The following is a 21,276-nucleotide window of genomic DNA, read 5'->3' on the forward strand; positions in this document are numbered from 1 at the left end:
AAGAACCGCGCAAGGCGATTCTGGGGGCTTTATGCGGGCGTTGCTGCTTTGGCTGGTTTTCTGGGTGGTCGCGCCGGCCGCCGCCGTCGCGCTGGACCAGGGTCCGGCCGAGCCGCCTCCGGCGGATTTCGCCGGGCGGCAGTATATCGACAGCAGGGGTTGCGTCTTTCTGCGCGATGCCGAAGGCACTTGGACCGCGCGGCGGTCCCGCGACGGAACTGCGGTCTGCGGCTATCCCCCGACGCTGTCGGCGCGGGGGGCGGGCGGTCGGCCCCGGCTGCGCGCGCTCGACCCCGATGCGGGCAAGACCCGTGCGCAACTGCTTGAGGAAAGGCTGGCCCGTGTCGTGACCGGGAACCTGCAGGCGGGCGAGCTGGCCAGCGACCCGCGCCCGCTGGAAACGCTGCCCGACATGGGCCCCGAACCCGCGCCAGTGGCCCCCCTTGACGCCTTGAAATCTGCGCTGCACGCCGCCCCTATGGTGCGCGAGGAGATGAGCCGGGACATCGAGCCGAACCGCCGCCTGTGCCGGCTGCTGGGCTATGACGACGAACCCGCCCCGCAGAAAGAGGGGCTGGGCCACGATCCGACGCAGGGGTATTGCGGGGCGCTGCCGGCCTCGGACCTGTCGCGGCTGGCCTTTGCCCGCCCGGTCGGAGAGATCGCCGACGCCACCGCCTCCGCCGGGACCGAGCCGCGACCACCCCGCAGCCGCCCGCATCCCCCGGGAAGCCAGGCGTGCCGACCTGCCGCCCGGATCGCCCACCGCGCGGGCGGCCGCCGCCGAAAAGCCGGCACCCGGACCGCGGGTTGCCGCGAAGCCGGGCCGCCGGCCCGCCCCCCCGCCAAGGTGCAGGGGGCCGAGATGATCCCGGCGACCGCGCGTTACGTTCAGCTTGGCCGTTTCCCCGACCCCGCCCAGGCCGAGCGGGCCGCCCGGCGCGCCGCGGCCCTGGGCTATCCCGTCCTGCGCGGCACGGGGCGCGACAGCGCCACGCTGCTTGCCGGCCCCTTCGACACCCGCGAGGCCATCGTCCGCGCCCTGAACCGGCTGCGCAGGGCAGGGTTCGCCGCAGCGGTGGCGCGCTAGGTGGCGTCGCCATCGCGCGTCTGCGCCATGTCGCCCGAGCGCATCAACCGATTCCCCCGCCCGGCCTGGGCATCGGCCTATTGATCGCAGATTTCCTGCAGGGCGATCCAGTCGCGGTCGCCCAGCACCGGCTTCGGCTCGGCGGTGCGGAAGGGGTCGGCCTCGATCAGGCCCAGGACCGCCTCTCCGGTCGGGTCCAGCGAGCGGGCATAGGGTTCGCTGGAGACGGAGGCGCGGGCGAAATAACCCAGCAAGGCCTCGTCGTCCGGACGCGGGGGCGGATCGGCCAGCAGCCGCGCGCCATAGCCCGACAGCGCGGCGGCGGGCAAGGTGCCCTTGGTCAGCAGGTGAAAGGTCGCGCGCGCCCCGGCATAGCGCAGGGCCTGCAGCAGCGGGTCCTGCGCATTGGCGGCCGCCTGGGCGGCCAGGATATGGCCGGCCGCGACCTCGGGCGTGACCTGGCCCTCGATCAGGTCCTCGCCGATGACGGTAACCGGGCCGGGCAGGCGGCGGGCGCCGCGCAGGGTTGCGGGCAGGATCGCGATGTCGGCGTCCGGACCGATCAGCCGCGCGGCCAGCTTGTGGCGGACCATGTCGCCCGCCGGGCGCGAACAGGCGCTGCCGGTCACCTTCTCGATGTCGGACAGGATCAGGCGCCCGATCTCGGCCCGCTGGGCGGGCGGCGCCACGTCGGCGGCATGGCGCACCAGGGCAGGCGGAACCCAGAACACCCCGGCCAGCACCATCGCCGCCGCCGCCGTCAGCATCAGCACGTTCCGCAGGCGCCCCGAGGGGGGCTTGCTCGCCTCGATCGCGCGGTGGACCTTGTCGATGGCCGAGATCATCAGCTCGTCCTCGACCTCCAGCCATTCCACGTCCATCTCGCCCGGGGCATAGCGGGCGGGGTGGTCGCCGGGGTTCAGACGGGTGACGGCGGGCAGCGACCAATGCGCCAGCGGCGTATCGGTGCGCGGATCGCTCAGGATCAGCGTCGCGTCCCCGAACGACACGATGACGTCGCACAACGGGACATCCGGCCCGTCCTGCCACAGCCCCGTCGCCTCGAGTCGCTGATATTGCTCAAGCGCCGTCATCCTTGCGCCGCGTTCCCCCGCTGCCCGGATCCGCGCGCCGGCCGGGAAAGCCCGCCCCGCAAAGGGAGTGCCACAGCCGAGCGTCCGTCCCGCCCTTCACTTTGAAAAAGACCGATCTTTGCCGGCTTGTCCAGTGCCGAACGCGTCCGGCACCGGGCAGAGCGCATGGGCCGTCAGGCGGTTTCCGGCACCGCCATGCCGCGTTCGCGCGCCAGGTCGCGGATGCGGTTCTGCAGCTTTTCAAAGGCCCGGACCTCGATCTGGCGGATCCGCTCGCGCGAGACGTTGTAGCGCGCGGACAGATCCTCCAGCGTCATTGGGTCGTCGCGCAGGCGGCGCTCCATCAGGATGTCCTTTTCGCGGTCGTTCAGCACATCCATCGCCGCCATCAGCATCTCGCGGCGGGCCGACAGTTCGTCGGCCTCGGCAAAGGCCTCGGCCTGGTTGGCGCTGTCGTCCTCAAGCCAGTCCTGCCATTGCGCGGTCGATTCCCCGTCGCCCGAGCCCACCGTCGCGTTCAGCGAGGCATCGCCCCCCGACAGGCGGCGGTTCATGTCGATGACTTCCTGTTCGCTGACGTTCAGGTCGTTGGCGATCTGGGCGACGTTCTCGGGGCGCAGGTCGCCTTCCTCAAGCGCGCCCAGCTTGGATTTCGCCTTGCGCAGGTTGAAGAACAGCTTCTTCTGCGCGCTGGTCGTGCCCATCTTGACCAGCGACCAGGACCGCAAGATGTATTCCTGGATCGAGGCGCGGATCCACCACATCGCATAGGTCGCAAGCCGGAATCCGCGTTCTGGGTCAAAGCGCTTGACCGCCTGCATCAGGCCGACGTTCGCCTCGGAGATCACCTCGGCCTGGGGCAGGCCATAGCCGCGATAGCCCATGGCGATCTTGGCGGCCAGCCGCAGGTGGCTGGTCACGAGCTTCTGGGCCGCCTCGGGGTCCTGGTGGTCGGCCCAGGCCTTGGCCAGCATGTATTCCTCCTCTGGTTCCAGAAGAGGGAACTTGCGGATTTCCTGCAAGTAGCGGTTAAGGCCCTGTTCCGGGCTGGGGGCCGGAAGATTTTCGTAGCTTGCCATGATGTCTAACCCTGTCCCGCGCCTTGGGGGGTGTTCGAAAACGCGATCATCGCGCCGATGGTTCCGGGATGGAAGCCCCACCCCGCAACCGGGCCACCAGCGTGGCCATATCAGGGGGCAGGGGACTGGAAAAGGCCAGGCGCTCGCCGCTGACCGGATGCAGAAAGCCCAGTTCGGCGGCATGGAGCGCCTGGCGGGGAAAGGCTGCGATGGCTGCCGCCGCATCCGCCCCCAGCGCACGGACCGAGGGCCTGCGGTTCCCGCCATAGGTCGGATCGCCCAGCAGCCCCAGCCCGGCATGGGCCATATGGACCCGGATCTGATGCGTGCGGCCGGTTTCCAGACGGCATTCGACCAGCATCGCCTGGGGCGGGGTGCCGAAGCTTTCCAGCATCCGCGCCCGCGTGACCGCATGGCGCCCGCGTTCGAAGCTGACGGCCTGGCGCTGGCGGTCGGTCGGGTGGCGGCCCAGCAGGGTGGCGATGCGCAGCGTGCCGCCCGGCTCGAAGCCCAGGCCGGGCAGGCCGCGCAGCCGCTGGTCGGCCGGGTCGATCACCCCATGCGCCAGCGCCAGATAGCGGCGATGCGCGGAGTGGTCGGCGAACTGGCGCGCCAGCCCCTGATGCGCGCGGTCGGTCTTGGCCACGACCAGCAGGCCCGACGTGTCCTTGTCGATGCGGTGCACGATGCCCGGCCGGGCCGCGCCGCCGATCCCCGACAGGCTGTCGGCGCAATGCGCCAGCAGCGCGTTCACCAGCGTCCCCGAGGGCGCGCCGGGGGCGGGGTGGACGACCATGCCGGCGGGCTTGTCGACGACGATCAGGTCCGCGTCCTCATAGGCGATGGACAGCGGAATCGCACTCGGGCAGGGTTTCCAGCGTCTCGGGCGGGCCGATCTGCACGCTGTAGGCGCCGGGCAGGGCGCGGGCCTTGCCGTCGGCGACGGGGCCGGCGGGGCCGGTGACCGCGCCATCGGCGATCAGCCGCGCCAGGCGCGAGCGCGACAGGGCAGCGTCCTCTGGCGCCAGGGCGGCAAGCGCCTTATCAAGCCGGTCGGACAGCCTTCGGGAATATGGATAAGGATTTCAGGCATGGCGCGCGATGATAAGGCCGAAGCGGAGGTTGCGGAAGCGCTGCCGATGCTGCGCTGGCTGCGGATCTGGTCACCGCGCTGGCCGTGGTGATGGGCTTGGGGATCATGGCCATCGTGGCGCTGCTGTGGCTGCGCCTGTCCGCGCCCGTGCTGCCGGACCTGCCCGAAGCCATCACGCTGCCGGCGGGGGCCGCGCCGGCCGCCGTCACCTTCGCCCGCGACTGGATCGTGGTCGTGACCGAGGCGGGCGAGGTGCTGCTTTACGACCGCCAGGGCCAGCTGCGCGACAGGGTGGCGCCCTGACGGGGTCAGGCGCCGGGCTGGGCGGTGCCCTTCAGCGCCTCGATCTCGGCGCGCAGCTCTGCGTTCTCGGCCCGGGCCTTGATCGCCATCTCGCGCACCGCCTCGAATTCCTCGCGGGTGACGAAGTCGCGCTCGGCCAGCCAGCGGTCGATCCAGCTGTTGAAGGCGGTCTGCGCCTCGTCCTTGGCGCCCTGCGCCACGCCCATGGCATTGGTCATCAATTTCGAGAGATCGTCGAAGAAACGGTTGTTCGCGTTCATGGCGGGCCTTTCGGTTTCGGGTCCCGCCCTATATGGCCCTTGGGGCGCGGCGGTTCAATTGCCGACGGACCCCGCGCGGCCCCGGCCGGCACCCGCGAAACGAGGACCCCATGATCCCCTTCCCCCAGATTTCGCCCGAGATTTTCACCATCCATCTGTTCGGCCTGTCGTTTTCGCTGCGCTGGTATGCGCTGGCCTTCTGGTCGGGCTGATCGTCGGCTGGCGCATCATCGTGGGGCTGATGCGCCGCCCCGCGCTGTGGGGCGGGCGCGCGCCGATGCGCCCCGAACAGGCCGAGGAGCTGCTGACCTGGGTCGTCCTGGGCGTCGTCCTGGGCGGGCGGCTGGGCTTCGTGCTGTTCTATGAACCGGGCTATTACCTGGCCAATCCGGGCCAGATCCTGAAGCTGTGGCAGGGCGGCATGTCCTTTCACGGCGGCTTTCTGGGGGTCGTAGTCGCGGCCAGGATCTATTGCCGGCGCCATGGCGTGCCGGCGCTGGGACTGGCCGACGCGCTGGCGGTGGCCACGCCCATCGGGCTGGGTCTGGGCCGGGTGGCGAACTTCATCAACGCCGAGCTTTGGGGCCGACCGACCGACCTGCCTTGGGGGGTCATCTTTCCTGGCGAGGCGGCGCAGGATTGTCCCGGCGTTTCAGGGCTTTGCGCCCGCCACCCGAGCCAGCTCTACGAGGCGGGGCTGGAGGGCGTGGTGCTGGCCGCCGTCCTGTTCCTGCTGATCCGGCGGGGCGCGCTGCGCCGGCCGGGACTGGCGCTGGGGGTGTTCCTGGCGGGCTATGGCCTGTCGCGCTTTGTCGTCGAGTTCTTTCGCCAGGCCGACGCGCAGTTCATCACCGCGGGCAATCCGCTGGGCCATGTGATCGGCGGGCCGGTCTGGGGGCTCAGCATGGGCCAGCTTCTGTCCTTGCCCATGATCCTGATCGGATTGGGTTTCGTGCTGATGGCGCGGCGTCGCGCCGCCGTCGCATGACGCCCCTGGCGCGTCTGATCGCGGCGCGGATCCGGCTGTCGGGACCGCTGCGGCTGGACGAATACATGCGGCTGTGCCTGCTGCATCCCGAGCACGGCTATTACGCGACGCGCGATCCTTTCGGGGCGGCGGGCGACTTTACCACGGCGCCGGAAATCAGCCAGATGTTCGGAGAAATGCTGGGGCTGGCGCTGGCCCAGGCCTGGCTGGACCAGGGCCGGCCGGCACCCTTCACGCTGGCCGAGATCGGGCCGGGCCGGGGCACGCTGATGGCCGATGTCCTGCGCGCGATCCGCGTGGTGCCGGGCATGCGCGAAGCGGCCGAGGTGGTGCTGATCGAGGCCTCGCCCCATCTGCGCGGCGTCCAGCGCGACCGTCTGGGTCCGGTCACGCACCTTGAAAGTGCTTCAGATATTCCTGACAATCCGTTGTTTCTGATCGCAAATGAGTTCTTCGACGCGCTTCCGATCCGGCAGGTCCAGCGCACGAAGGAAGGCTGGGCCGAGCGTATCGTGGCGCTGGACCCGCAGGGCCGGCTGGCGCTGGGCCTTGCCGCGCCGCAGCTGGGCCCAACGCGCCCTTGGGCGAAGTGCGCGAGACCTGCCCCGAGGCGCTGCCCATCGTCGCGGAGATCGCGGGCCGGATCGCGGCGCATGGCGGCTGCGCGATCCTGCTGGATTACGGCACCTGGGACGGGCGCGGAGACACCTTTCAGGCGCTGCGCCGCCACCGCCCCGAAGGCGTGCTGGACAATCCCGGAGAGGCGGATCTGACGGCGCATGTCGATTTCAAGCCCTTGGCTTTGGCGGGGCAGGCGGCGGGCGCCCGGGTTTCGCGCATGATAGCACAGGGCGAATGGCTGTTGCGCCTTGGCATCGGGCAGCGGGCCGAGCGGCTGGCGCGCGCGGGCGACGCGGGCGCGATGGCCGCGCTTCATCGCTTGACCGCGCCCGAGGAAATGGGTCAGTTGTTCAAAGTTCTGGCGTTCTGGGCGCCCCAGGCCCCGGTGCCGCCCGGTTTCGAAGCTTTGGAGCCCAATGCAGACCTCGCTTGAAATCCTGACCCATCCGCTGCTGGCGCCGGTGCGCCACGGCTTTTTCACGCGGCGGGGCGGCGCCTCGTCCGGGCTGTTTTCCGGGCTGAACTGCGGCTTCGGCTCCAGCGATCAGGGCGAGATCGTCGCGATCAACCGGGGCCGGGTCGCCGACGCCATCGGCGTGCCGCATGACCGGCTGGCGACCGTCCACCAGACCCATTCGGCCGAGGTCGCCGTCCTCAAGGACGCGGCCCAAGCCCTTGATCTGGCGAAAGTTCGCGCCGATGCCATCGTTACCGACCAGCCGGGGGTCGCGCTGGCCGTGCTGACCGCCGATTGCCAGCCGATCCTGCTGGCGGATGCCGATGCGGGCGTCATCGGTGCGGTGCATGCGGGCTGGCGCGGCGCGCTGTCGGGGGTGATCGAGGCGGCGGTGGGCGCCATGACGGACCTGGGCGCCACCCGCATCCGCGCGGTCATCGGTCCCTGCATCAGCCAGCGTGCCTATGAGGTCGGCGAGGAGTTCATGGATGAGGTCCTGGCCGAAGACCCTGATTACCAGCGGTTTTTCTCGGGCGGGCCGAACGGGAGGCCGATGTTCGACCTGCCGGGCTTCGGCCTGTCGCGGCTGCGCGACGCGGGCGTCGAGGCCGAGTGGACGCGGCATTGCACCTATTCCGACCCCGACCGCTTCTATTCCTATCGCCGCAGCACGCATCTGCACGAAGTCGATTACGGGCGGCTGATTTCCGTGATCGCGTTGTGACGGCTGCCGGGGCCGGGCGCGGTTCGGCAAGGACTTGATGTTGCTTAAAAAACGGGGGGTGACAGGCGTACACCGGGCAGTGCACCGGGGGGCGTCCGTCATTCGGGCGCGCCCCAGATGCCCATGTACTGGCGGAACCAGTCGAAGCAGACGCCGTTCGCGTCGCCCCGGCCCCGGCCGGCCAGGGCAAAGTCCAGCAGCGCGTCGCGGCGGGCATTGCGCTGTTCGCGCGGGTGCCGTCCTTCGGCATTCAGCCAGATCCTGACTCCGTTCATGGCCAGGCAGCCTGACAGCCAGGGATCGTCCACCGTCCACAAGAGGTCGGGAATGTCGAAGGCGCGCTCGGGCAGGAACTCGGGGCGCAGCAGCGCGCCGCCATAGCCCTTGAACACGTCGACATGGCCCGATCCGGTCCAGGGCAACGGCCGCCACCGGCCCAGCGACAGCGCGCGGCGCAGCCGATAGCGCCAGTCCTTGCGCCGGGGCGTGGCGCGGGGCAAGGGGGTGGCGTCGTAGCCGGGGACAAAGCGGCCGGCCTCGGCGATCACGCAATCGGGGTGGGCGCGGCGTGCGGACAGGAAACGCGCGGTCCATTCGCGGTCGTAAAGCCGGTCGTCGTCGCAGAGCAGCAGCTCGACCGCCTGTCCGGAAAAGTCGCGCACCGCCGGCAGGATCTTGGTCGCCGGGCCGAAGTCCTGGTCGCAGCGGTGGATCGCGACGCCGGCCGGCACCTGCGGCAGCGTTCCGTCCCAGTCGGGAAAGCGGCGATAGGCGCGCGGGATGTAAAGCCGCACCTGGTCGGGCGCCACCCTTTGGCGCAGGATCGAGGTCAGTGTCGGGCCAAGCTCGGAAAAACGCGGCGGGATCGAGGATAGCGTGACGATAAGCGGCAAGGAAACCAACCACAGGGAAAGACAAGGTAACGCGCACTAGCACGCGCTGGCTGACGGATGGCTGACAAAGTGGGAGGCGTCACCCCAACGCCGCCGCCCGGTCCTCGACGACGGTGAACGGCACGCCCGGCTCGTCCTTGGCGCAGCGGATGACCAGGGACGTCTTGACCGAGGCCACGTTCGGGGCGGCGGTCAGGCTTTCGGTCAGGAAGCGCTGGAAGCTTGGCAGGTCGGGGGCCACGCATTTCAGGATGAAGTCGATCTCGCCGTTCAGCATGTGGCATTCGCGGACCAGGGGCCAGCCGCGGGCCAGCGCCTCGAAGGCGGAAAGGTCGCGTTCGGACTGGCTGAGCAGGCGGACCATGGCAAAGACCTGCACCTCGAACCCCAGCTCGCGGGCGTCGATCTCGGCGTGGTAGCCGCGGATGTAGCCCGCCTCTTCGAGCGCGCGGACGCGGCGCAGGCAGGGCGGCGCCGAGATGCCGACGCGGCGCGCCAGTTCGACATTCGTCATCCGGCCATCCGCCTGCAGTTCCGCAAGGATCTTACGGTCGATGTCGTCCAGTCGATTGCCGCTCATTCATTCCTCTGGGGCCCTTCTGGGCCGAAAACCTTGCCGGACGCTATCTTGCCGGGCCTGTTTGCGCAATATTCTTTCCGCCCGCGCCGCGGATGCGGGGTGGATTGCATGAACGGGCGGGGGTGATTACCTAGGGCCCGCAACGAAAAAGGTCCAGATCCATGTCGCATGTGCCCGCCGAAATCGCCGACGCCGTCCTGCCCGCCCACACCCGGCTTTTGATCGTGGGCTCGGGGCCGGCCGGCTACACCGCCGCCGTCTATGCCGCGCGCGCCATGCTGGAGCCGGTGCTGATCCAGGGGATGCAGCCGGGCGGCCAGCTGACCATCACCACCGAGGTCGAGAACTGGCCGGGCGAGACGCAGGTGCAGGGCCCCGACCTGATGGTGCGGATGGAGGCCCATGCCAAGGCCATGGGGGCGCGCATCTTCGTCGACACGGTGGTGCGGCTGGACCTGAAGGCGCGGTCCTTTGTCGCGGAGCTCGACTCGGGCGCGCGGGTGACGGCGGATGCGGTGATCCTGGCCACCGGCGCGCAGGCCCGCTGGCTGGGGCTTGAGAGCGAGGAGAAGTTCAAGGGCTTCGGCGTCTCGGCCTGCGCGACCTGCGACGGGTTCTTCTATCGCGGGCGCGAGGTCGTGGTGCTGGGCGGCGGCAACACGGCCGTCGAGGAGGCGCTGTTCCTGACCAATTTCGCCAGCAAGGTGACGCTGATCCACCGCCGCGACAGCCTGCGGGCCGAGAAGATCCTGCAGGAGCGGCTGTTCCGGCATCCGAAGGTCGAGGTGCTGTGGAACCACCAGCTGGCCGAGGTCGAGGGCACGACCGCGCCCCTGGGCGTGACCGGCGTCCGGGTGCGGCATGTCGCCACGGGCGAGGAGCGGGTGGTGCCGGCGGACGGGGTCTTTGTCGCGATCGGCCATGCCCCGGCCTCGGAGCTGGTGCGGGACCAGCTGGAGCTGCACAACGGCGGCTATGTGAAGGTCGAGCCGGGCAGCACGCGGACCTCGATTCCCGGCGTGTTCGCGGCGGGCGACCTGACCGACCACATCTATCGCCAGGCGGTCACCAGCGCGGGCATGGGCTGCATGGCGGCGCTGGATGCCGAGCGCTGGCTTGCCGAACATGCGATGGCGGGGGCGCCGAACCCAGAAGGGGCGGAAATTCCCGCTTGATGGGGGCGGGCGGGGATTTCGTTCCCTGCCGGACCGCCGCCGGGGAAAGCTGAACCGGGGCCGCCGGGACGGGCCGAAAGGCAGTTCCGGCCAACCCCCGGCAAGGCATGGCCGAAATGGGACAGAACCGGCAAAATTCACCGAACCTTCTGTTGAAACCCCAATCGCGCCCGGCTAAGGGGCAGCCCATGACCGGGCCGAAGCGCCCGCATGTATTGCGAACGAAGGGGGCCGCGCCCCTTCCCCAATGTCGAGTGAGCCGATGACCTTGCCGAACCTCGCCCCGATCCCGGAACTTTACGTCAGCGCCGAATCCGCGCAGAAGCTGAAGGCCGAGGCCGGCAACATGCTGTCCTGGGATCTGACCCCGCGCCAGATCTGCGACCTGGAGCTGCTGATGAACGGCGGCTTTCATCCGCTGAAGGGCTTCCTGACCCAGGCCGATTACGAAGGCGTCCTGGACAACATGCACCTGACCAGCGGCGCGCTGTGGCCGATGCCGATCAACCTGGACGTCAGCCAGGACTTCGCCGACAAGATCGAGCCGGGCCAGGATATCGCGCTGCGCGACCAGGAAGGCGTCATCCTGGCGATCCTGTCGGTCACCGACAAGTGGACCCCGAACAAGAGCCTTGAGGCCGAGAAGGTGTTCGGCGCCGACGACCTGGCGCATCCGTCCGTGAACTACCTGCACAACGTGGCGGGCCCGGTCTATCTGGGCGGTCCGGTGACCGGCATCCAGCCGCCGACGCATTACGATTTCCGCGGCCGCCGCGACACCCCGAACGAGCTGCGGGCCTATTTCCGCAAGCTGGGCTGGCGCCGCATCGTTGCGTTCCAGACCCGCAACCCGCTGCACCGCGCCCACCAGGAGCTGACCTTCCGCGCCGCGCGCGAGGCCCAGGCCAACCTGCTGATCCACCCGGTCGTCGGCATGACCAAGCCGGGCGACGTGGACCATTTCACCCGCGTGCGCTGCTATGAGGCGGTGCTGGACAAGTATCCGGCCGCGACCACCCACCTGTCGCTGCTGAACCTGGCGATGCGCATGGGCGGCCCACGCGAGGCGGTCTGGCACGGCATCATCCGCCGCAACCACGGCCTGACCCACATGATCGTCGGCCGCGACCATGCCGGCCCCGGCTATGATGACGGGCAGGACTTCTACCGTCTGGACGGTGCCGACCTCATGGGCTGCAACGATGCTGCGGCCACGAACAAATGGGCACGAAAGTATCCGCTTCGGTTCCTGACCGATAAGCCAAGCCGACGAGATCGAGGAGGGCGGACCGTCCTGAACATCTCGGGCACCGAACTGCGCCGCCGCCTGCGCGAAGGGCTGGAAATCCCCGAGTGGTTCAGCTTCCCCGAGGTGGTCGAGCAGCTGCGCCGCACCTCGCCGCCGCGGGGCAAGCAGGGCTTCACGGTGTTCTTCACCGGGCTGTCGGGCTCGGGCAAGTCGACCATCGCCAACGCGCTGATGGTCAAGCTGATGGAGCTGGGCGGGCGTCCGGTCACGCTGCTGGACGGCGACGTGGTGCGCAAGCACCTGTCCTCGGAGCTGGGCTTCAGCAAGGAGCACCGCGACATCAACATCAAGCGCATCGGCTATGTCGCGTCCGAGATCACCAAGAACGGCGGCATCGCGATCTGCGCCCCCATCGCGCCCTATACCGCGACGCGGCGCGCGGTGCGCGAGATGGTCGAGGCCGGCGGGGCCTTCATCGAGGTGCATGTCGCGACCAGCCTTGAGGAATGCGAGCGGCGCGACCGCAAGGGCCTCTACAAGCTGGCCCGCGAAGGCAAGATCAAGGAGTTCACCGGCATCTCGGACCCCTACGAGGAACCCGCGAACCCCGAGCTGCGCATCCAGACCGAGGGCTATGACGTCGATCACGCCGCCCATCAGGTGCTGCTGAAGCTGGAGCAGATGGGCCTGATCGGCCTGCAGTGATCGCTGGGCTGTGAACGGCGGGGGCCGCTCGGGCGTTGACCGGGGCGGCCCCCTTTCTTATCGCGGGCCGCGAGCCATGAGGTGACTGGGATGACCGAGCCTGTTCTGATCCTGACCATGAAATGGGGCACGCTCTACGGGGCCGAGGACGTGAACCGGCTGCATGCGCAGGTCCGCCGCCATCTGGCGCGGCCGCACCGCTTCGTCTGCTTCACCGACGACCCCGCCGGGCTGGAGCCGGGCGTCGAGGCGATGCCGCTGCCGGAACTGGGCTTGGCCGAGGGCAGCACGGACACGCGCTGGCGCAAGCTTGCGCTGTTTCGCGCCGACCTGAGCGGGTTTGCAGGCGCGACGGCGCTGTTTCTGGACCTGGACCTGGTGGTGTTGGACGACCTGGGCCCGTTCTTCGACCTGCCGGGGGACTATTTCATTATCCGCGACGACGATCTGTTCCGCGCCAAGCCGCTGCGCCGGATCAATCCACAGCGCGACCGGTTCCTGCATTCGGTCGGCAACAGCTCGGTTTTTCGCTATGTTGTTGGCGAGCATGCCTACATTCTGGATGCTTATCTGGCCGACCCGAAGGCCGCGACCACGACGTACGAGATCAGCCAGCAGTTTCAAAGCGCGCAACTGGCCGCCCATGGCCATCTGCATTATTGGCCCAAGGGCTGGTGCGTCAGCTTCAAGAACGATTGCGTGCCCTATAACCTGCTGAGCTATTTCAAGGACCCAAGCCTGCCCGAGGGGGCCAAGATCGTCCTGTTCGCCGGCGCGCCGAAGATGGAGGATGTCTTTTCCGGGCGCGGTAGCACGTGGTATCGCCGGATCGGCAAGATCGACTGGCTGCGCCGGGCCTGGCAGGGATGATCTCGGACGCATTCCGGGCCTGGAAGCAGGCGCGCCGCGTCCGTGCCGCCGAGGCCGAGATCCGCGCCCGCAGCGGCACGCCCCGTCCGCATGGTTTGACGACGCCGCTGGTCATCAGCCTGACCAGCCATCCGCCGCGCTTTGCCCGGCTGCATCTGGTGCTGCGCTCGCTTCTTGCGCAAAGCGTGGCTGCCGACCGGGTGGTCTTGTGGCTGGATGACGGCGATGACGCGCGTTTGCCGGCCGAGGTGACCAACCTGCCCGTCGAGGTGCGGGTCTGTCCGGCTTGGCGCAGCTACAAGAAGATCGTGCCGGCGGTGCTGGCCTTTCCCGATGCCCATATCGTCACCGCCGATGACGACGTCTATTACGGTCCCGACTGGCTGGCCGGGCTGGTGGCGCGTGCCGGCGCGGGCGTGGTGGCGCATCGGGCGCATCGGGTTGCGTTGCGGGACGGCCGCCCATTGGCCTATGGCGACTGGCGGCGCAACCTGACGCAGCCGCAGGCCGGGCCGCTGGTGTTCCCGACCGGCGTTGGCGGCGTGCTTTACGCGCCCGATGTGTTCCATTCCGATGTGACCGATGCCCGACTGTTCCAGGCGCTGGCGCCTTCGGCTGACGATGTCTGGCTTTACTGGATGCACCGGCTGTGTGGTTCGCGGCCGGAAAAGATCGGCCATCGCTTTCGCATCGTGGAATGGCCGGGCACGCAGGAACAGAACCTGCGAAGCACCAATCTGGCGGGCGACGGCAACGACCGTGCGGTCGCGGCAATGCTGGGACATTACGGCTGGCCCGCATCCTGACCGTGGTCCGCGCGCTTGAGGGCGGGCGCAGGCGCATTGATCCGTCTTTGTGCGCCGGCCTAGAACGGAAAAGCCGCGCAGCCGTCCTGACGGCGCGCGGCTTGCAGCTTTCCGACCGGGGCGTCACAGGCCTTGGGACTGCACCTCGCGGCTTTCGCGCGAAACGGCGGTGCCGGCGGCCTGCATGTCGCGGCCGGCCCCCTGGACGGTCTCGCAGGCGGCCAGCGCCATGAGGGCAAGGATGGGCGACAGTTTCAGGATACGGTTCATCGTCAAGCTCCTGGTTTGGGTTGCCGGAACAACGTCTTGCCGGCCCTCGGGTTCCGGGCCGGGTTTAGGCTTTCGTTAAGGATTTGCCGCCATGCTGGCGCCATGCAGATCCTGAGCCTGATTCCCCTGTTGCTGCTTTGCGCCTGCGCCTCTCCGGCGCCGGGCTTCATTGGCGCCGCGCGCCACGATGTCACGCTGGACGGCATCCGCTTTGCCGTCTTTCACAAGGGCGCCGAGGCCGAGGTGATCCGCCTGGGCTATCTGTCGCGGGCCGCGCGCGCGCCGGTGCCGGAACTGATGATGCAGGCCGCGGCCCAAGCCACCGGCTGCCGCCCCGTCCCGGGCAGCCTGGTCACGCGCATTCCCGGCGACACCGGAGAGGCGCGGGTGACGCTGGGCTGCTGAGTATTTCTCGGGCCGTCCCGCCGCAGGTCAGCCCAGGAAATCGGCCACTGCGTCCGCCACCTCGGCAGGGCGGTCGGCGTGCAGCCAGTGCCCTGCGCCGGCCATGAACCGGATCCTGGCCTGCGGGAAGAAGGCGCGGATCGCCTCGACCTGCGGCTCGCGGCAATAGGTCGACTGCGCGCCGGCCAGGAACAGGACGGGACCGTCGAAGCGGGCGCGCGGCGCCTCGGGCCAGCCGACCAGCAGGGGCATCTGGTCGCGCAGCGCGGGCAGGTTCAGCTTCCAGCGCGGAGGATCGGATTTCAGGTCCAGCGATTGCAGCAGGAAGGCGCGCACGCCGGGTTCGGCGACCTGCCGGGCCAGCCGGGCGTCGGCTTCCGAGCGCAGGCGCAGGCCGGTCAGGTCCAGCGCCTCCATCGCATCGATCAGGTCGGTCTGGCTGTTCGTAGCCATAGGGCGCGATGTCCAGGCGACCAGCCGACGCACCAGCGCGGGATGGCTCAGCGCCAGCATCATCGCGGCCTTGCCGCCCATCGAATGGCCCAGGACATCCGCCTGACCGCCCTGCGCCGCGATCACCTCGGCAAGGTCGCGGGCCAGGGCCGGGTAGGAGTGGTCGGGGTCCTGGGGGCTGTCGCCGTGGTTGCGCATGTCGACCGAGACCACGCGCCGCGTCGCCGCCAGCCTGCGGGCCAGCCCGCCCAGGTTCTTGCCCGATCCGAACAGCCCATGCGCCAGCAGCACCGGGGGCTGGTCCGAAGTCTCGCCCATCGTCGTCATGTTCAGCATCATGGCGCGACCCTAGCGCCACTGGCGAACGGGCGCCAGAGGGGGTAGGTTCGAAGTCGAAGGGGGGACCGGCATGGGCATCGACGAGATCCGGCCGAAGGCCGACGAGGTGGCAAGCCTGATGGCGGCGCGCTTTGGCGGGCTCAAGCGCGGCCAGCAGGCCGATCTGGACAGCATGATGCGCAAGCGCGGCGGCGCCCTGCCGCGCAGGCTGCGGCGCGAGGCCCGGTTCATGGCCGAGGTCGACCGGCTGGCCGGCCATCCGCGCCTGGCCCGTCAGGTCGACCGGACCCGCTATGCCGCGCGCACCGGGCGCTGACCGCCTATCTGCGCCCGCTGGGGCAGGGCGCGCGGCTGCGCAGCCGCGCCGCGGGCATCGCGGCCAGCATCGTGATGGGGCTGATGCTGCTGGGCGCGCTGATGGTCTGGCTGATGACCGCGCGCGGGCTGTTGCCGGCATAGGAAGCAGCGCCCGTACTGGCGCTTGTCCGCGTCCGTCTGGCCACGGATGCGTCCTCTGCGCCGGACAGGAGCGGAGGCTCTGTTTCACCCGCCGCGTACCTGTGGGTCGCGCCGCAATGCCGGTGCCGGTGTCACAGGGCGAGGATCGGCGGCAGGGCCGCCGCGGCTCATGGCCCCCTCGACGGGGGCGCATGAGGCGCTTTTCCGGGGTGCGGCGCGAACCCGGCGGGACCGCGCCGCACGGGATCACATGCCGTTATACAGCGGGAAGCGGGCGCAGAGGGCCTCGACCTCGGATTTCACCTTGGCCTCGACCTCGGCATTGCCTGCCTCGCCATTCGCGGCCAGGCCATCGACGACCTCGACGATCCAGCGGGCGATCTGGCGGAACTCCTCCTCGCCGAAGCCGCGGGTGGTGCCGGCGGGGGCGCCCAGGCGGATGCCCGAGGTCACGAAGGGTTTTTCCGGGTCGAAGGGGACGCCGTTCTTGTTGCAGGTGATGTGGGCGCGGCCCAGCGCCGACTCGGTCGCCTTGCCGGTCACGCCCTTCGGGCGCAGGTCCGCGAGGCACAGGTGGTTGTCGGTGCCGCCCGACACGATGTCGATGCCGCCCTTCATCAGCTCGTCGGCCATGGCCTGGGCGTTCTTGACCACCTGCGCGGCATAGTCCTTGAACGAAGGCTCCAGCGCCTCCTTGAACGCCACCGCCTTGGCGGCGATCACATGCATCAGCGGGCCGCCCTGCAGGCCGGGGAACACCGCCGAGTTGATCTTTTTCGCGATGCCTTCGTCGTTCGTCAGCACCATGCCGCCGCGCGGGCCGCGCAGGGACTTGTGCGTGGTCGTCGTCACCACATGGGCGTGGGGCAGGGGCGAGGGGTGCTGGCCGCCCGCGACCAGGCCCGCGATATGGGCCATGTCGACCATCAGATAGGCGCCGACCTCATCGGCGATGGCACGGAAGGCGGCCCAGTCCCAGACGCGGCTGTATGCGGTGCCGCCGGCGACGATCAGCTTGGGCTTGTGCTCCAGCGCCTTCTTGCGGTGTCGTCCATGTCCTGTCAGTTGGTCCTGCTGGCGCACGCCGTAGCTGACGACGTTGAACCACTTGCCCGACATGTTCACCGGCGAGCCATGCGTCAGGTGCCCGCCCGAGTTCAGGTCCAGGCCCATGAAGGTGTCGCCCGGCTGCAGAAGCGCCAGGAACACCGCCTGGTTCATCTGGCTGCCCGAGTTCGGCTGCACGTTGGCGAAGCCGCAGCCGAACAGCTTCTTCGCGCGTTCGATCGCCAGGTCTTCGACGATGTCGACATACTGGCAGCCGCCATAGTAGCGCTTGCCCGGATAGCCTTCGGCGTATTTGTTGGTCAGGACCGAGCCCTGCGCCTCGAGCACCGCCTTGGAGACGATGTTTTCCGAGGCGATCAGTTCGATTTCCTCGCGCTGGCGGCCCAGTTCCTTGCGGATGGCGCCGAAGATTTCGGGGTCGCGGCTGTCCAGCGTCTCGGTGAAGAATCCGGTGTCGGTCATCTGGTCCTCATGCAAAAAGCGGCTTGCCGGCCTTCTAGCGCCTTTCCGCCCGCCCCGCTAGGACGGATGCGACGGCCGGGCGGAAGATTATCCCGTGCGCGGGGGGACTTGCGCCCGGCCCCGCGGCGGCCATGATGGCGGGCATGAAAATGCACTTCATCGCCAGCAGCACCGAAGCCGCCGTCACCGCCGCCGAACGGCTGTCGGAACGCTATGGCCATGTCCCCCTGCGCGAGGCCGAGGTGATCGTGGCGCTGGGCGGCGACGGGCTGATGCTGTCGGTGATGCACCAGAACCGCGGCCTGCCGGTCTATGGCATGAACCGGGGCACCGTGGGTTTTCTGATGAACAGCTATTCCGAGGCGGGGCTGCCCGCCCGCATTGCGGCGGCCGAGGAAACGGCGGTGAACCCGCTGGCGATGACCGCGGGCACCACCGATGGGCACGAACATGCGCCCGGCCATCAATGAAGCGCTCAGCCGTGGCTCGCTGACGATCTGGTTCGACCCCGAGATGACGACCGGGCTGAACGGCAAGGTCATGACCTATGACGGCGGGAACCGCCCGCTTTCGGTAACAGCCAACGGCCAACGCACCTGCTATGTCTATGGCGTTGACGGGCCGTCCTGCCTCTGAAGAAGGTCGAAGGGCTTGCGCTGACCGCGATTGCCGCCTTCCGCCCCCGGCGCTGGCGCGGCGCCATCCTGCCCAGCACCGCCACGCTGCGGTTCGACGTGCTGGAACCCGACAAGCGCCCGGTCATGGCCGACGCCGATTCGCGGGGCGTCGATTCCGTCCTGTGGGTCGAGATCCGCACCGAGACCTCGATCAGCCACCGGCTGCTGTTCGACCCCGGCCACGGGCTGGAGGAACGGCTGATGCGCGAACAATTCGTTTGAGGCTGGCGCCCGGCCGGGGTAAACGCCCGGCCATGAGCAACCAACCCGTCCTGCCCCCCGAAATCGCCCGCCGCCGGACCTTCGCGATCATCTCGCACCCGGACGCCGGCAAGACGACGCTGACCGAGAAGTTCCTGCTGTTCGGCGGCGCGATCCAGATGGCCGGCCAGGTCCGCGCCAAGGGCGAGGCGCGGCGCACGCGGTCGGACTTCATGAAGATGGAGCAGGACCGCGGCATCTCGGTCTCGGCCTCGGCGATGTCGTTCGAGTTCGGGCCCTATCGTTTCAATCTGGTGGACACGCCCGGCCACAGCGATTTTTCCGAGGACACCTATCGCACCCTGACCGCGGTGGACGCTGCGATCATGGTCATCGACGGGGCCAAGGGGGTGGAAAGCCAGACCCGCAAGCTGTTCGAGGTCTGCCGCCTGCGCGACCTGCCGATCCTGACCTTCTGCAACAAGATGGACCGCGAAAGCCGCGACACTTTCGAGATCATCGACGAGATCCAGGAGAACCTGGCCATCGACGTGGCCCCCGTCAGCTGGCCGATCGGCATGGGGCGCGACTTCATCGGTGCCTATGACCTGCTTAACGACCGGCTGGAGATCATGGACCGCGCGGACCGCAACAAGGTCGCGGAGACGGTGCAGATTTCGGGCCTCGACGACCCGAAGCTGGCCGAGCATGTCCCCGCCGACCTGCTGGAGAAGCTGCGCGACGAGCTTGAGATGGCGCGCGAGCTGCTGCCGGCCTTCGACCGCAAGTCCTTCCTGGAAGGGCACATGACGCCGATCTGGTTCGGCTCGGCCATCAACAGCTTCGGCGTCAAGGAATTGATGCAGGGCATCGGCGAGTTCGGTCCCGAGCCGCAGCCGCAGAACGCCGCCGAGCGCCAGATCAGCCCCGACGAGAAACCCGTGACCGGCTTTGTCTTCAAGGTGCAGGCGAACATGGACCCCAAGCACCGCGACCGGGTGGCCTTCGTGCGTCTCGCCTCGGGGCATTTCGAGCGGGGGATGAAGCTGCTGCACGTCCGGTCGAAAAAGCCGATGGCGGTGTCGAACCCGGTGCTGTTCCTGGCCGCCGACCGCGAACTGGCCGAGGAGGCCTGGGCCGGCGACATCATCGGCATCCCGAACCACGGGCAATTGCGCATCGGCGACGCGCTGACCGAGGGCGAGGCGCTGCGCTTTACCGGCATCCCCAGTTTCGCGCCCGAACTGCTGCAGACCGTGCGCGCGGGCGATCCGATGAAGGCCAAGCATCTGGAAAAGGCGCTGATGCAATTCGCCGAGGAAGGCGCGGCCAAGGTCTTCAAGCCGATGATCGGTTCGGGCTTCATCGTCGGCGTCGTGGGCGCGCTGCAATTCGAGGTGCTGGCCAGCCGGATCGAGATCGAATACGGCCTGCCGGTGCGGTTCGAAAGCAGCCAGTTCACCAGCGCGCGCTGGGTCGCAGGGCCCAAGGACAAGGTCGAGGCCTTCGCCCAGGCGAACAAGGGCCATATGGCGCAGGACCATGACGGCGACCTGGTCTATCTGACCCGGCTGCAATGGGACATCGACCGCGTCGGCCGCGACCACCCCGAGCTGCGGCTGACCGCCACCAAGGAGATGATGGTCTAGTACCAGTTCGGCACGAGATTGCCGTTCTGGTCCACCTCGTCGGTCCAGACCTCGAAATGCTTCAGCACATGGCCGCCGAAGGTGGTCAGCATGGGCGTATCGGCCGCGTCGCGCCCGTGGCCGATCTTGATGCGGCCGATGCGCGGGCGGTTGTTGCGGGGATCGAAGGTCCACCAGCGGCCCGAGAGCCAGACCTCCATCCAGGCGCAGAAGTCCATCGGGTCGGGCGGCGCCGGAATGCCGATGTCGCCCAGGTGGCCAAAGACATAGCGCGCCGGAATGTTCAGGCACCGGCAGAAGGCGATGGCCAGGTGGGCATAGTCGCGGCATACCCCCAGCCCGCTGTCATAGGCGCCCTTGGCCGTGCGGAAGGTGTCGGCCTGGGGATAGCTGAAGCGCAGGTGCCCATGGACGAAATCGTTGACTGCCTGGACCCGGGCCCAGCCGGCCGGCACCTGGCCGAAATGATGCCAGGCCGCATCGTAAAGCAGGTCCGTCTCGCAATAGCGGGAGGGGGTCAGATAGTGCAGTGCCTCGTCCGGCAGCGAAGGGAGGGGCATTTCCTGGGCGTCCGGGCAGACCGGGTCGAAAAGCCCATGATCGGCGATGGTCGCGTCGCTTTCCAGGGTGAAGTCCCCCGCGGGCGCGGTCATCCGCATCCGCAGGTTGCCGTATATGTCGGTGTGAACCGAGAAGGGCACGCCCGGATCGGTGCGGAACACCTCGGGCGCGCGCAGGTCCAGGCGCCGCTCGGGCCGCGCGGTCATCAGCGTGACCAGCGGCAGCGGCTGATCCGAGCCTATGGTGATGCGATAGCCATAGCGGATCAGCATCAGGCCACAGTCACATCCAGCGAAATGTCGGCGTTCAGCACCTTGCTGACGGGGCAGTTCTTTTCGGCCTTGCGGGCGGCTTCCTCGATCACGCTGCGGTCGCCGTTGCCCGAGATGCGGGTTTCCAGATGGGCGGTCTTGATGGCGAAGCCGTCGCCTTCCTTGTCCAGCCCGATGGTCGATTTCGTCTCGATGGTCACATCGGTCACGCCCTCGCCGGCAAGGATCATGGACAGCGCCATGCTGAAGCAGGCGGCATGTGCCGCGCCGATCAGTTCCTCGGGGTTGGTGCCGGGGGCGTCCTCGAACCGGGTCTTGAAGCCGTAGGGCTGGTCCTTGAGCGCGCCCGACTTGGTCGAGACCTGGCCCTGGCCGTCCTTGAGACCGCCCTGCCATTTCGCCGAGCCAAAGTTGGTGATCATGGGAAGCTCCTTGATGCATGCATTGCCCCAGACAACGCGGCATCCGGCGAC

General features: G+C 68.8%; 24 protein-coding genes and 3 pseudogenes. 15 read left to right on the plus strand and 12 right to left on the minus strand.

From position 1 onward, the window contains the following. Nucleotides 1-64 precede the first annotated feature (64 nt). Nucleotides 65-1,090: an SPOR domain-containing protein gene (locus DPM13_RS14325; RefSeq protein WP_223252044.1), complete on the plus strand. Its 1,026-nt coding sequence runs from the start codon at nt 65-67 to the stop codon at nt 1,088-1,090. A 77-nt stretch (nt 1,091-1,167) separates the two neighbouring features. On the opposite strand, the gene DPM13_RS14330 is transcribed toward DPM13_RS14325, so the two are convergent. The 3 genes and pseudogenes from DPM13_RS14330 to DPM13_RS14340 form a co-directional block, all read right to left on the minus strand. Then, nucleotides 1,168-2,184: a hypothetical protein gene (locus DPM13_RS14330; protein ID WP_112888259.1), complete on the minus strand. Its 1,017-nt coding sequence runs from the start codon at nt 2,182-2,184 to the stop codon at nt 1,168-1,170. Between the two features lie 173 nt (nt 2,185-2,357). Beyond that, a complete protein-coding gene (gene rpoH, locus DPM13_RS14335; protein WP_028718177.1) occupies nt 2,358-3,263 on the minus strand; it encodes an RNA polymerase sigma factor RpoH in 906 nt (301 codons plus the stop codon). A gap of 46 nt (nt 3,264-3,309) precedes the next feature. Further along, nucleotides 3,310-4,324: pseudogene (locus DPM13_RS14340) on the minus strand (RluA family pseudouridine synthase). A gap of 122 nt (nt 4,325-4,446) precedes the next feature. Here DPM13_RS14340 and DPM13_RS14345 point away from each other — a divergent pair. Beyond that, the gene (locus DPM13_RS14345) at nt 4,447-4,659 is read left to right on the plus strand and encodes a DUF6476 family protein (RefSeq protein WP_262983138.1); all 213 of its coding nucleotides are present in this window, start codon (nt 4,447-4,449) and stop codon (nt 4,657-4,659) included. Between the two features lie 5 nt (nt 4,660-4,664). On the opposite strand, the gene DPM13_RS14350 is transcribed toward DPM13_RS14345, so the two are convergent. Beyond that, nucleotides 4,665-4,919 (minus strand): accessory factor UbiK family protein, encoded by a 255-nt coding sequence (locus tag DPM13_RS14350; protein WP_028718174.1) that lies wholly within the window; start codon nt 4,917-4,919, stop codon nt 4,665-4,667. Nucleotides 4,920-5,029: 110 nt separating this feature from the next. Between DPM13_RS14350 and lgt the strand changes: the two are divergent. The 3 genes and pseudogenes from lgt (at nt 5,030) to pgeF (ending at nt 7,709) form a co-directional block, all read left to right on the plus strand. Then, nucleotides 5,030-5,907, plus strand: a pseudogene (lgt, locus tag DPM13_RS14355) (prolipoprotein diacylglyceryl transferase). Continuing rightward, nucleotides 5,904-6,961 (plus strand): annotated as a pseudogene (locus DPM13_RS14360) (class I SAM-dependent methyltransferase). The pseudogenes lgt and DPM13_RS14360 overlap by 4 nt, the downstream one beginning before the upstream one ends. Beyond that, the gene (gene pgeF, locus DPM13_RS14365) at nt 6,945-7,709 is read left to right on the plus strand and encodes a peptidoglycan editing factor PgeF (protein ID WP_112888260.1); all 765 of its coding nucleotides are present in this window, start codon (nt 6,945-6,947) and stop codon (nt 7,707-7,709) included. The pseudogene DPM13_RS14360 and the gene pgeF overlap by 17 nt, the downstream one beginning before the upstream one ends. Before the next feature lie 98 nt (nt 7,710-7,807). On the opposite strand, the gene DPM13_RS14370 is transcribed toward pgeF, so the two are convergent. Both DPM13_RS14370 and DPM13_RS14375 read right to left on the minus strand, forming a co-directional pair. Continuing rightward, nucleotides 7,808-8,602, minus strand: coding sequence for a glycosyltransferase family 2 protein (locus tag DPM13_RS14370; protein ID WP_223252045.1), 795 nt, complete (start codon nt 8,600-8,602; stop codon nt 7,808-7,810). A 79-nt stretch (nt 8,603-8,681) separates the two neighbouring features. Then, the gene (locus DPM13_RS14375) at nt 8,682-9,182 is read right to left on the minus strand and encodes an Lrp/AsnC family transcriptional regulator (protein ID WP_028718169.1); all 501 of its coding nucleotides are present in this window, start codon (nt 9,180-9,182) and stop codon (nt 8,682-8,684) included. Between the two features lie 161 nt (nt 9,183-9,343). Between DPM13_RS14375 and trxB the strand changes: the two genes are divergently transcribed. From trxB to DPM13_RS14395, 4 genes are all read left to right on the plus strand, one after another. Beyond that, the gene (gene trxB, locus DPM13_RS14380; protein ID WP_112888261.1) at nt 9,344-10,357 is read left to right on the plus strand and encodes a thioredoxin-disulfide reductase; all 1,014 of its coding nucleotides are present in this window, start codon (nt 9,344-9,346) and stop codon (nt 10,355-10,357) included. A 262-nt stretch (nt 10,358-10,619) separates the two neighbouring features. Further along, nucleotides 10,620-12,311 (plus strand): bifunctional sulfate adenylyltransferase/adenylylsulfate kinase, encoded by a 1,692-nt coding sequence (locus DPM13_RS14385; RefSeq protein WP_112888262.1) that lies wholly within the window; start codon nt 10,620-10,622, stop codon nt 12,309-12,311. Nucleotides 12,312-12,401: 90 nt separating this feature from the next. Next, the gene (locus tag DPM13_RS14390; RefSeq protein WP_112888263.1) at nt 12,402-13,181 is read left to right on the plus strand and encodes a hypothetical protein; all 780 of its coding nucleotides are present in this window, start codon (nt 12,402-12,404) and stop codon (nt 13,179-13,181) included. Continuing rightward, the gene (locus tag DPM13_RS14395; protein WP_112888264.1) at nt 13,178-13,987 is read left to right on the plus strand and encodes a glycosyltransferase family 2 protein; all 810 of its coding nucleotides are present in this window, start codon (nt 13,178-13,180) and stop codon (nt 13,985-13,987) included. Before DPM13_RS14390 ends, DPM13_RS14395 begins: the two co-directional genes overlap by 4 nt. Nucleotides 13,988-14,110: 123 nt before the next feature. Here DPM13_RS14395 and DPM13_RS14400 read toward each other — a convergent pair whose 3' ends face one another. After that, entirely contained in the window at nt 14,111-14,257 is a 147-nt protein-coding gene (locus DPM13_RS14400) for an entericidin A/B family lipoprotein (protein WP_028718164.1), read from the minus strand. Nucleotides 14,258-14,359: 102 nt separating this feature from the next. Here DPM13_RS14400 and DPM13_RS14405 point away from each other — a divergent pair, with 102 nt between their 5' ends. Further along, nucleotides 14,360-14,662: a hypothetical protein gene (locus DPM13_RS14405; protein ID WP_112888265.1), complete on the plus strand. Its 303-nt coding sequence runs from the start codon at nt 14,360-14,362 to the stop codon at nt 14,660-14,662. A 27-nt stretch (nt 14,663-14,689) separates the two neighbouring features. On the opposite strand, the gene DPM13_RS14410 is transcribed toward DPM13_RS14405, so the two are convergent. After that, the gene (locus tag DPM13_RS14410; protein ID WP_189654928.1) at nt 14,690-15,451 is read right to left on the minus strand and encodes an alpha/beta fold hydrolase; all 762 of its coding nucleotides are present in this window, start codon (nt 15,449-15,451) and stop codon (nt 14,690-14,692) included. Between the two features lie 73 nt (nt 15,452-15,524). Between DPM13_RS14410 and DPM13_RS23645 the strand changes: the two genes are divergently transcribed. Beyond that, nucleotides 15,525-15,770: a hypothetical protein gene (locus DPM13_RS23645; protein WP_223252046.1), complete on the plus strand. Its 246-nt coding sequence runs from the start codon at nt 15,525-15,527 to the stop codon at nt 15,768-15,770. A gap of 4 nt (nt 15,771-15,774) precedes the next feature. Here the strand turns inward: DPM13_RS23645 and DPM13_RS23650 are convergent, their stop codons facing one another. After that, nucleotides 15,775-15,957, minus strand: coding sequence for a hypothetical protein (locus DPM13_RS23650; RefSeq protein ID WP_223252047.1), 183 nt, complete (start codon nt 15,955-15,957; stop codon nt 15,775-15,777). 202 nt (nt 15,958-16,159) lie between these two features. Next, the gene (gene glyA, locus DPM13_RS14420) at nt 16,160-17,443 is read right to left on the minus strand and encodes a serine hydroxymethyltransferase (protein ID WP_112888267.1); all 1,284 of its coding nucleotides are present in this window, start codon (nt 17,441-17,443) and stop codon (nt 16,160-16,162) included. Between the two features lie 143 nt (nt 17,444-17,586). Between glyA and DPM13_RS27215 the strand changes: the two genes are divergently transcribed. From DPM13_RS27215 to DPM13_RS14430, 4 genes are all read left to right on the plus strand, one after another. Then, nucleotides 17,587-17,913: an NAD(+)/NADH kinase gene (locus DPM13_RS27215; protein WP_223252048.1), complete on the plus strand. Its 327-nt coding sequence runs from the start codon at nt 17,587-17,589 to the stop codon at nt 17,911-17,913. After that, nucleotides 17,894-18,079: a hypothetical protein gene (locus tag DPM13_RS27220; RefSeq protein ID WP_397246459.1), complete on the plus strand. Its 186-nt coding sequence runs from the start codon at nt 17,894-17,896 to the stop codon at nt 18,077-18,079. The genes DPM13_RS27215 and DPM13_RS27220 overlap by 20 nt, the downstream gene beginning before the upstream one ends. Nucleotides 18,080-18,177: 98 nt before the next feature. Next, on the plus strand, nt 18,178-18,342 hold the full coding sequence (locus DPM13_RS27225) for a hypothetical protein (protein ID WP_397244661.1): 165 nt from the start codon (nt 18,178-18,180) through the stop codon (nt 18,340-18,342). 32 nt (nt 18,343-18,374) lie between these two features. Continuing rightward, nucleotides 18,375-19,970 carry a peptide chain release factor 3 gene (locus DPM13_RS14430; RefSeq protein ID WP_028718158.1) on the plus strand — a complete coding sequence of 532 codons (1,596 nt, stop codon included), beginning with the start codon at nt 18,375-18,377 and terminating at the stop codon, nt 19,968-19,970. On the opposite strand, the gene DPM13_RS14435 is transcribed toward DPM13_RS14430, so the two are convergent. Next, the gene (locus DPM13_RS14435; protein WP_112888268.1) at nt 19,967-20,803 is read right to left on the minus strand and encodes a transglutaminase-like domain-containing protein; all 837 of its coding nucleotides are present in this window, start codon (nt 20,801-20,803) and stop codon (nt 19,967-19,969) included. The two genes, DPM13_RS14430 and DPM13_RS14435, sit on opposite strands and share 4 nt — an antisense overlap. Further along, nucleotides 20,803-21,225, minus strand: a complete 423-nt coding sequence (locus DPM13_RS14440; RefSeq protein WP_080622108.1) for an OsmC family protein — start codon at nt 21,223-21,225, stop codon at nt 20,803-20,805. The genes DPM13_RS14435 and DPM13_RS14440 overlap by 1 nt, the downstream gene beginning before the upstream one ends. Between the last annotated feature and the right edge of the window lie 51 nt (nt 21,226-21,276).

Source organism: Paracoccus mutanolyticus (assembly GCF_003285265.1).
Lineage (GTDB): Bacteria > Pseudomonadota > Alphaproteobacteria > Rhodobacterales > Rhodobacteraceae > Paracoccus > Paracoccus yeei.

What these genes read in the sequence shown, in the direction of transcription:
- DPM13_RS14330 (WP_112888259.1), bottom strand. Translation starts at nt 2,184, where the DNA reads ATGACGGCGCTTGAGCAATATCAGCGACTCGAGGCGACGGGGCTGTGG.
- rpoH (WP_028718177.1), bottom strand. Translation starts at nt 3,263, where the DNA reads ATGGCAAGCTACGAAAATCTTCCGGCCCCCAGCCCGGAACAGGGCCTT.
- DPM13_RS14345 (WP_262983138.1), top strand. Translation starts at nt 4,447, where the DNA reads ATGGGCTTGGGGATCATGGCCATCGTGGCGCTGCTGTGGCTGCGCCTG.
- DPM13_RS14350 (WP_028718174.1), bottom strand. Translation starts at nt 4,919, where the DNA reads ATGAACGCGAACAACCGTTTCTTCGACGATCTCTCGAAATTGATGACC.
- pgeF (WP_112888260.1), top strand. Translation starts at nt 6,945, where the DNA reads ATGCAGACCTCGCTTGAAATCCTGACCCATCCGCTGCTGGCGCCGGTG.
- DPM13_RS14375 (WP_028718169.1), bottom strand. Translation starts at nt 9,182, where the DNA reads ATGAGCGGCAATCGACTGGACGACATCGACCGTAAGATCCTTGCGGAA.
- trxB (WP_112888261.1), top strand. Translation starts at nt 9,344, where the DNA reads ATGTCGCATGTGCCCGCCGAAATCGCCGACGCCGTCCTGCCCGCCCAC.
- DPM13_RS14385 (WP_112888262.1), top strand. Translation starts at nt 10,620, where the DNA reads ATGACCTTGCCGAACCTCGCCCCGATCCCGGAACTTTACGTCAGCGCC.
- DPM13_RS14390 (WP_112888263.1), top strand. Translation starts at nt 12,402, where the DNA reads ATGACCGAGCCTGTTCTGATCCTGACCATGAAATGGGGCACGCTCTAC.
- DPM13_RS14395 (WP_112888264.1), top strand. Translation starts at nt 13,178, where the DNA reads ATGATCTCGGACGCATTCCGGGCCTGGAAGCAGGCGCGCCGCGTCCGT.
- DPM13_RS14400 (WP_028718164.1), bottom strand. Translation starts at nt 14,257, where the DNA reads ATGAACCGTATCCTGAAACTGTCGCCCATCCTTGCCCTCATGGCGCTG.
- DPM13_RS14405 (WP_112888265.1), top strand. Translation starts at nt 14,360, where the DNA reads ATGCAGATCCTGAGCCTGATTCCCCTGTTGCTGCTTTGCGCCTGCGCC.
- DPM13_RS14410 (WP_189654928.1), bottom strand. Translation starts at nt 15,451, where the DNA reads ATGCTGAACATGACGACGATGGGCGAGACTTCGGACCAGCCCCCGGTG.
- DPM13_RS23645 (WP_223252046.1), top strand. Translation starts at nt 15,525, where the DNA reads ATGGGCATCGACGAGATCCGGCCGAAGGCCGACGAGGTGGCAAGCCTG.
- glyA (WP_112888267.1), bottom strand. Translation starts at nt 17,443, where the DNA reads ATGACCGACACCGGATTCTTCACCGAGACGCTGGACAGCCGCGACCCC.
- DPM13_RS27215 (WP_223252048.1), top strand. Translation starts at nt 17,587, where the DNA reads ATGAAAATGCACTTCATCGCCAGCAGCACCGAAGCCGCCGTCACCGCC.
- DPM13_RS27220 (WP_397246459.1), top strand. Translation starts at nt 17,894, where the DNA reads ATGCGCCCGGCCATCAATGAAGCGCTCAGCCGTGGCTCGCTGACGATC.
- DPM13_RS14430 (WP_028718158.1), top strand. Translation starts at nt 18,375, where the DNA reads ATGAGCAACCAACCCGTCCTGCCCCCCGAAATCGCCCGCCGCCGGACC.
- DPM13_RS14435 (WP_112888268.1), bottom strand. Translation starts at nt 20,803, where the DNA reads ATGCTGATCCGCTATGGCTATCGCATCACCATAGGCTCGGATCAGCCG.
- DPM13_RS14440 (WP_080622108.1), bottom strand. Translation starts at nt 21,225, where the DNA reads ATGATCACCAACTTTGGCTCGGCGAAATGGCAGGGCGGTCTCAAGGAC.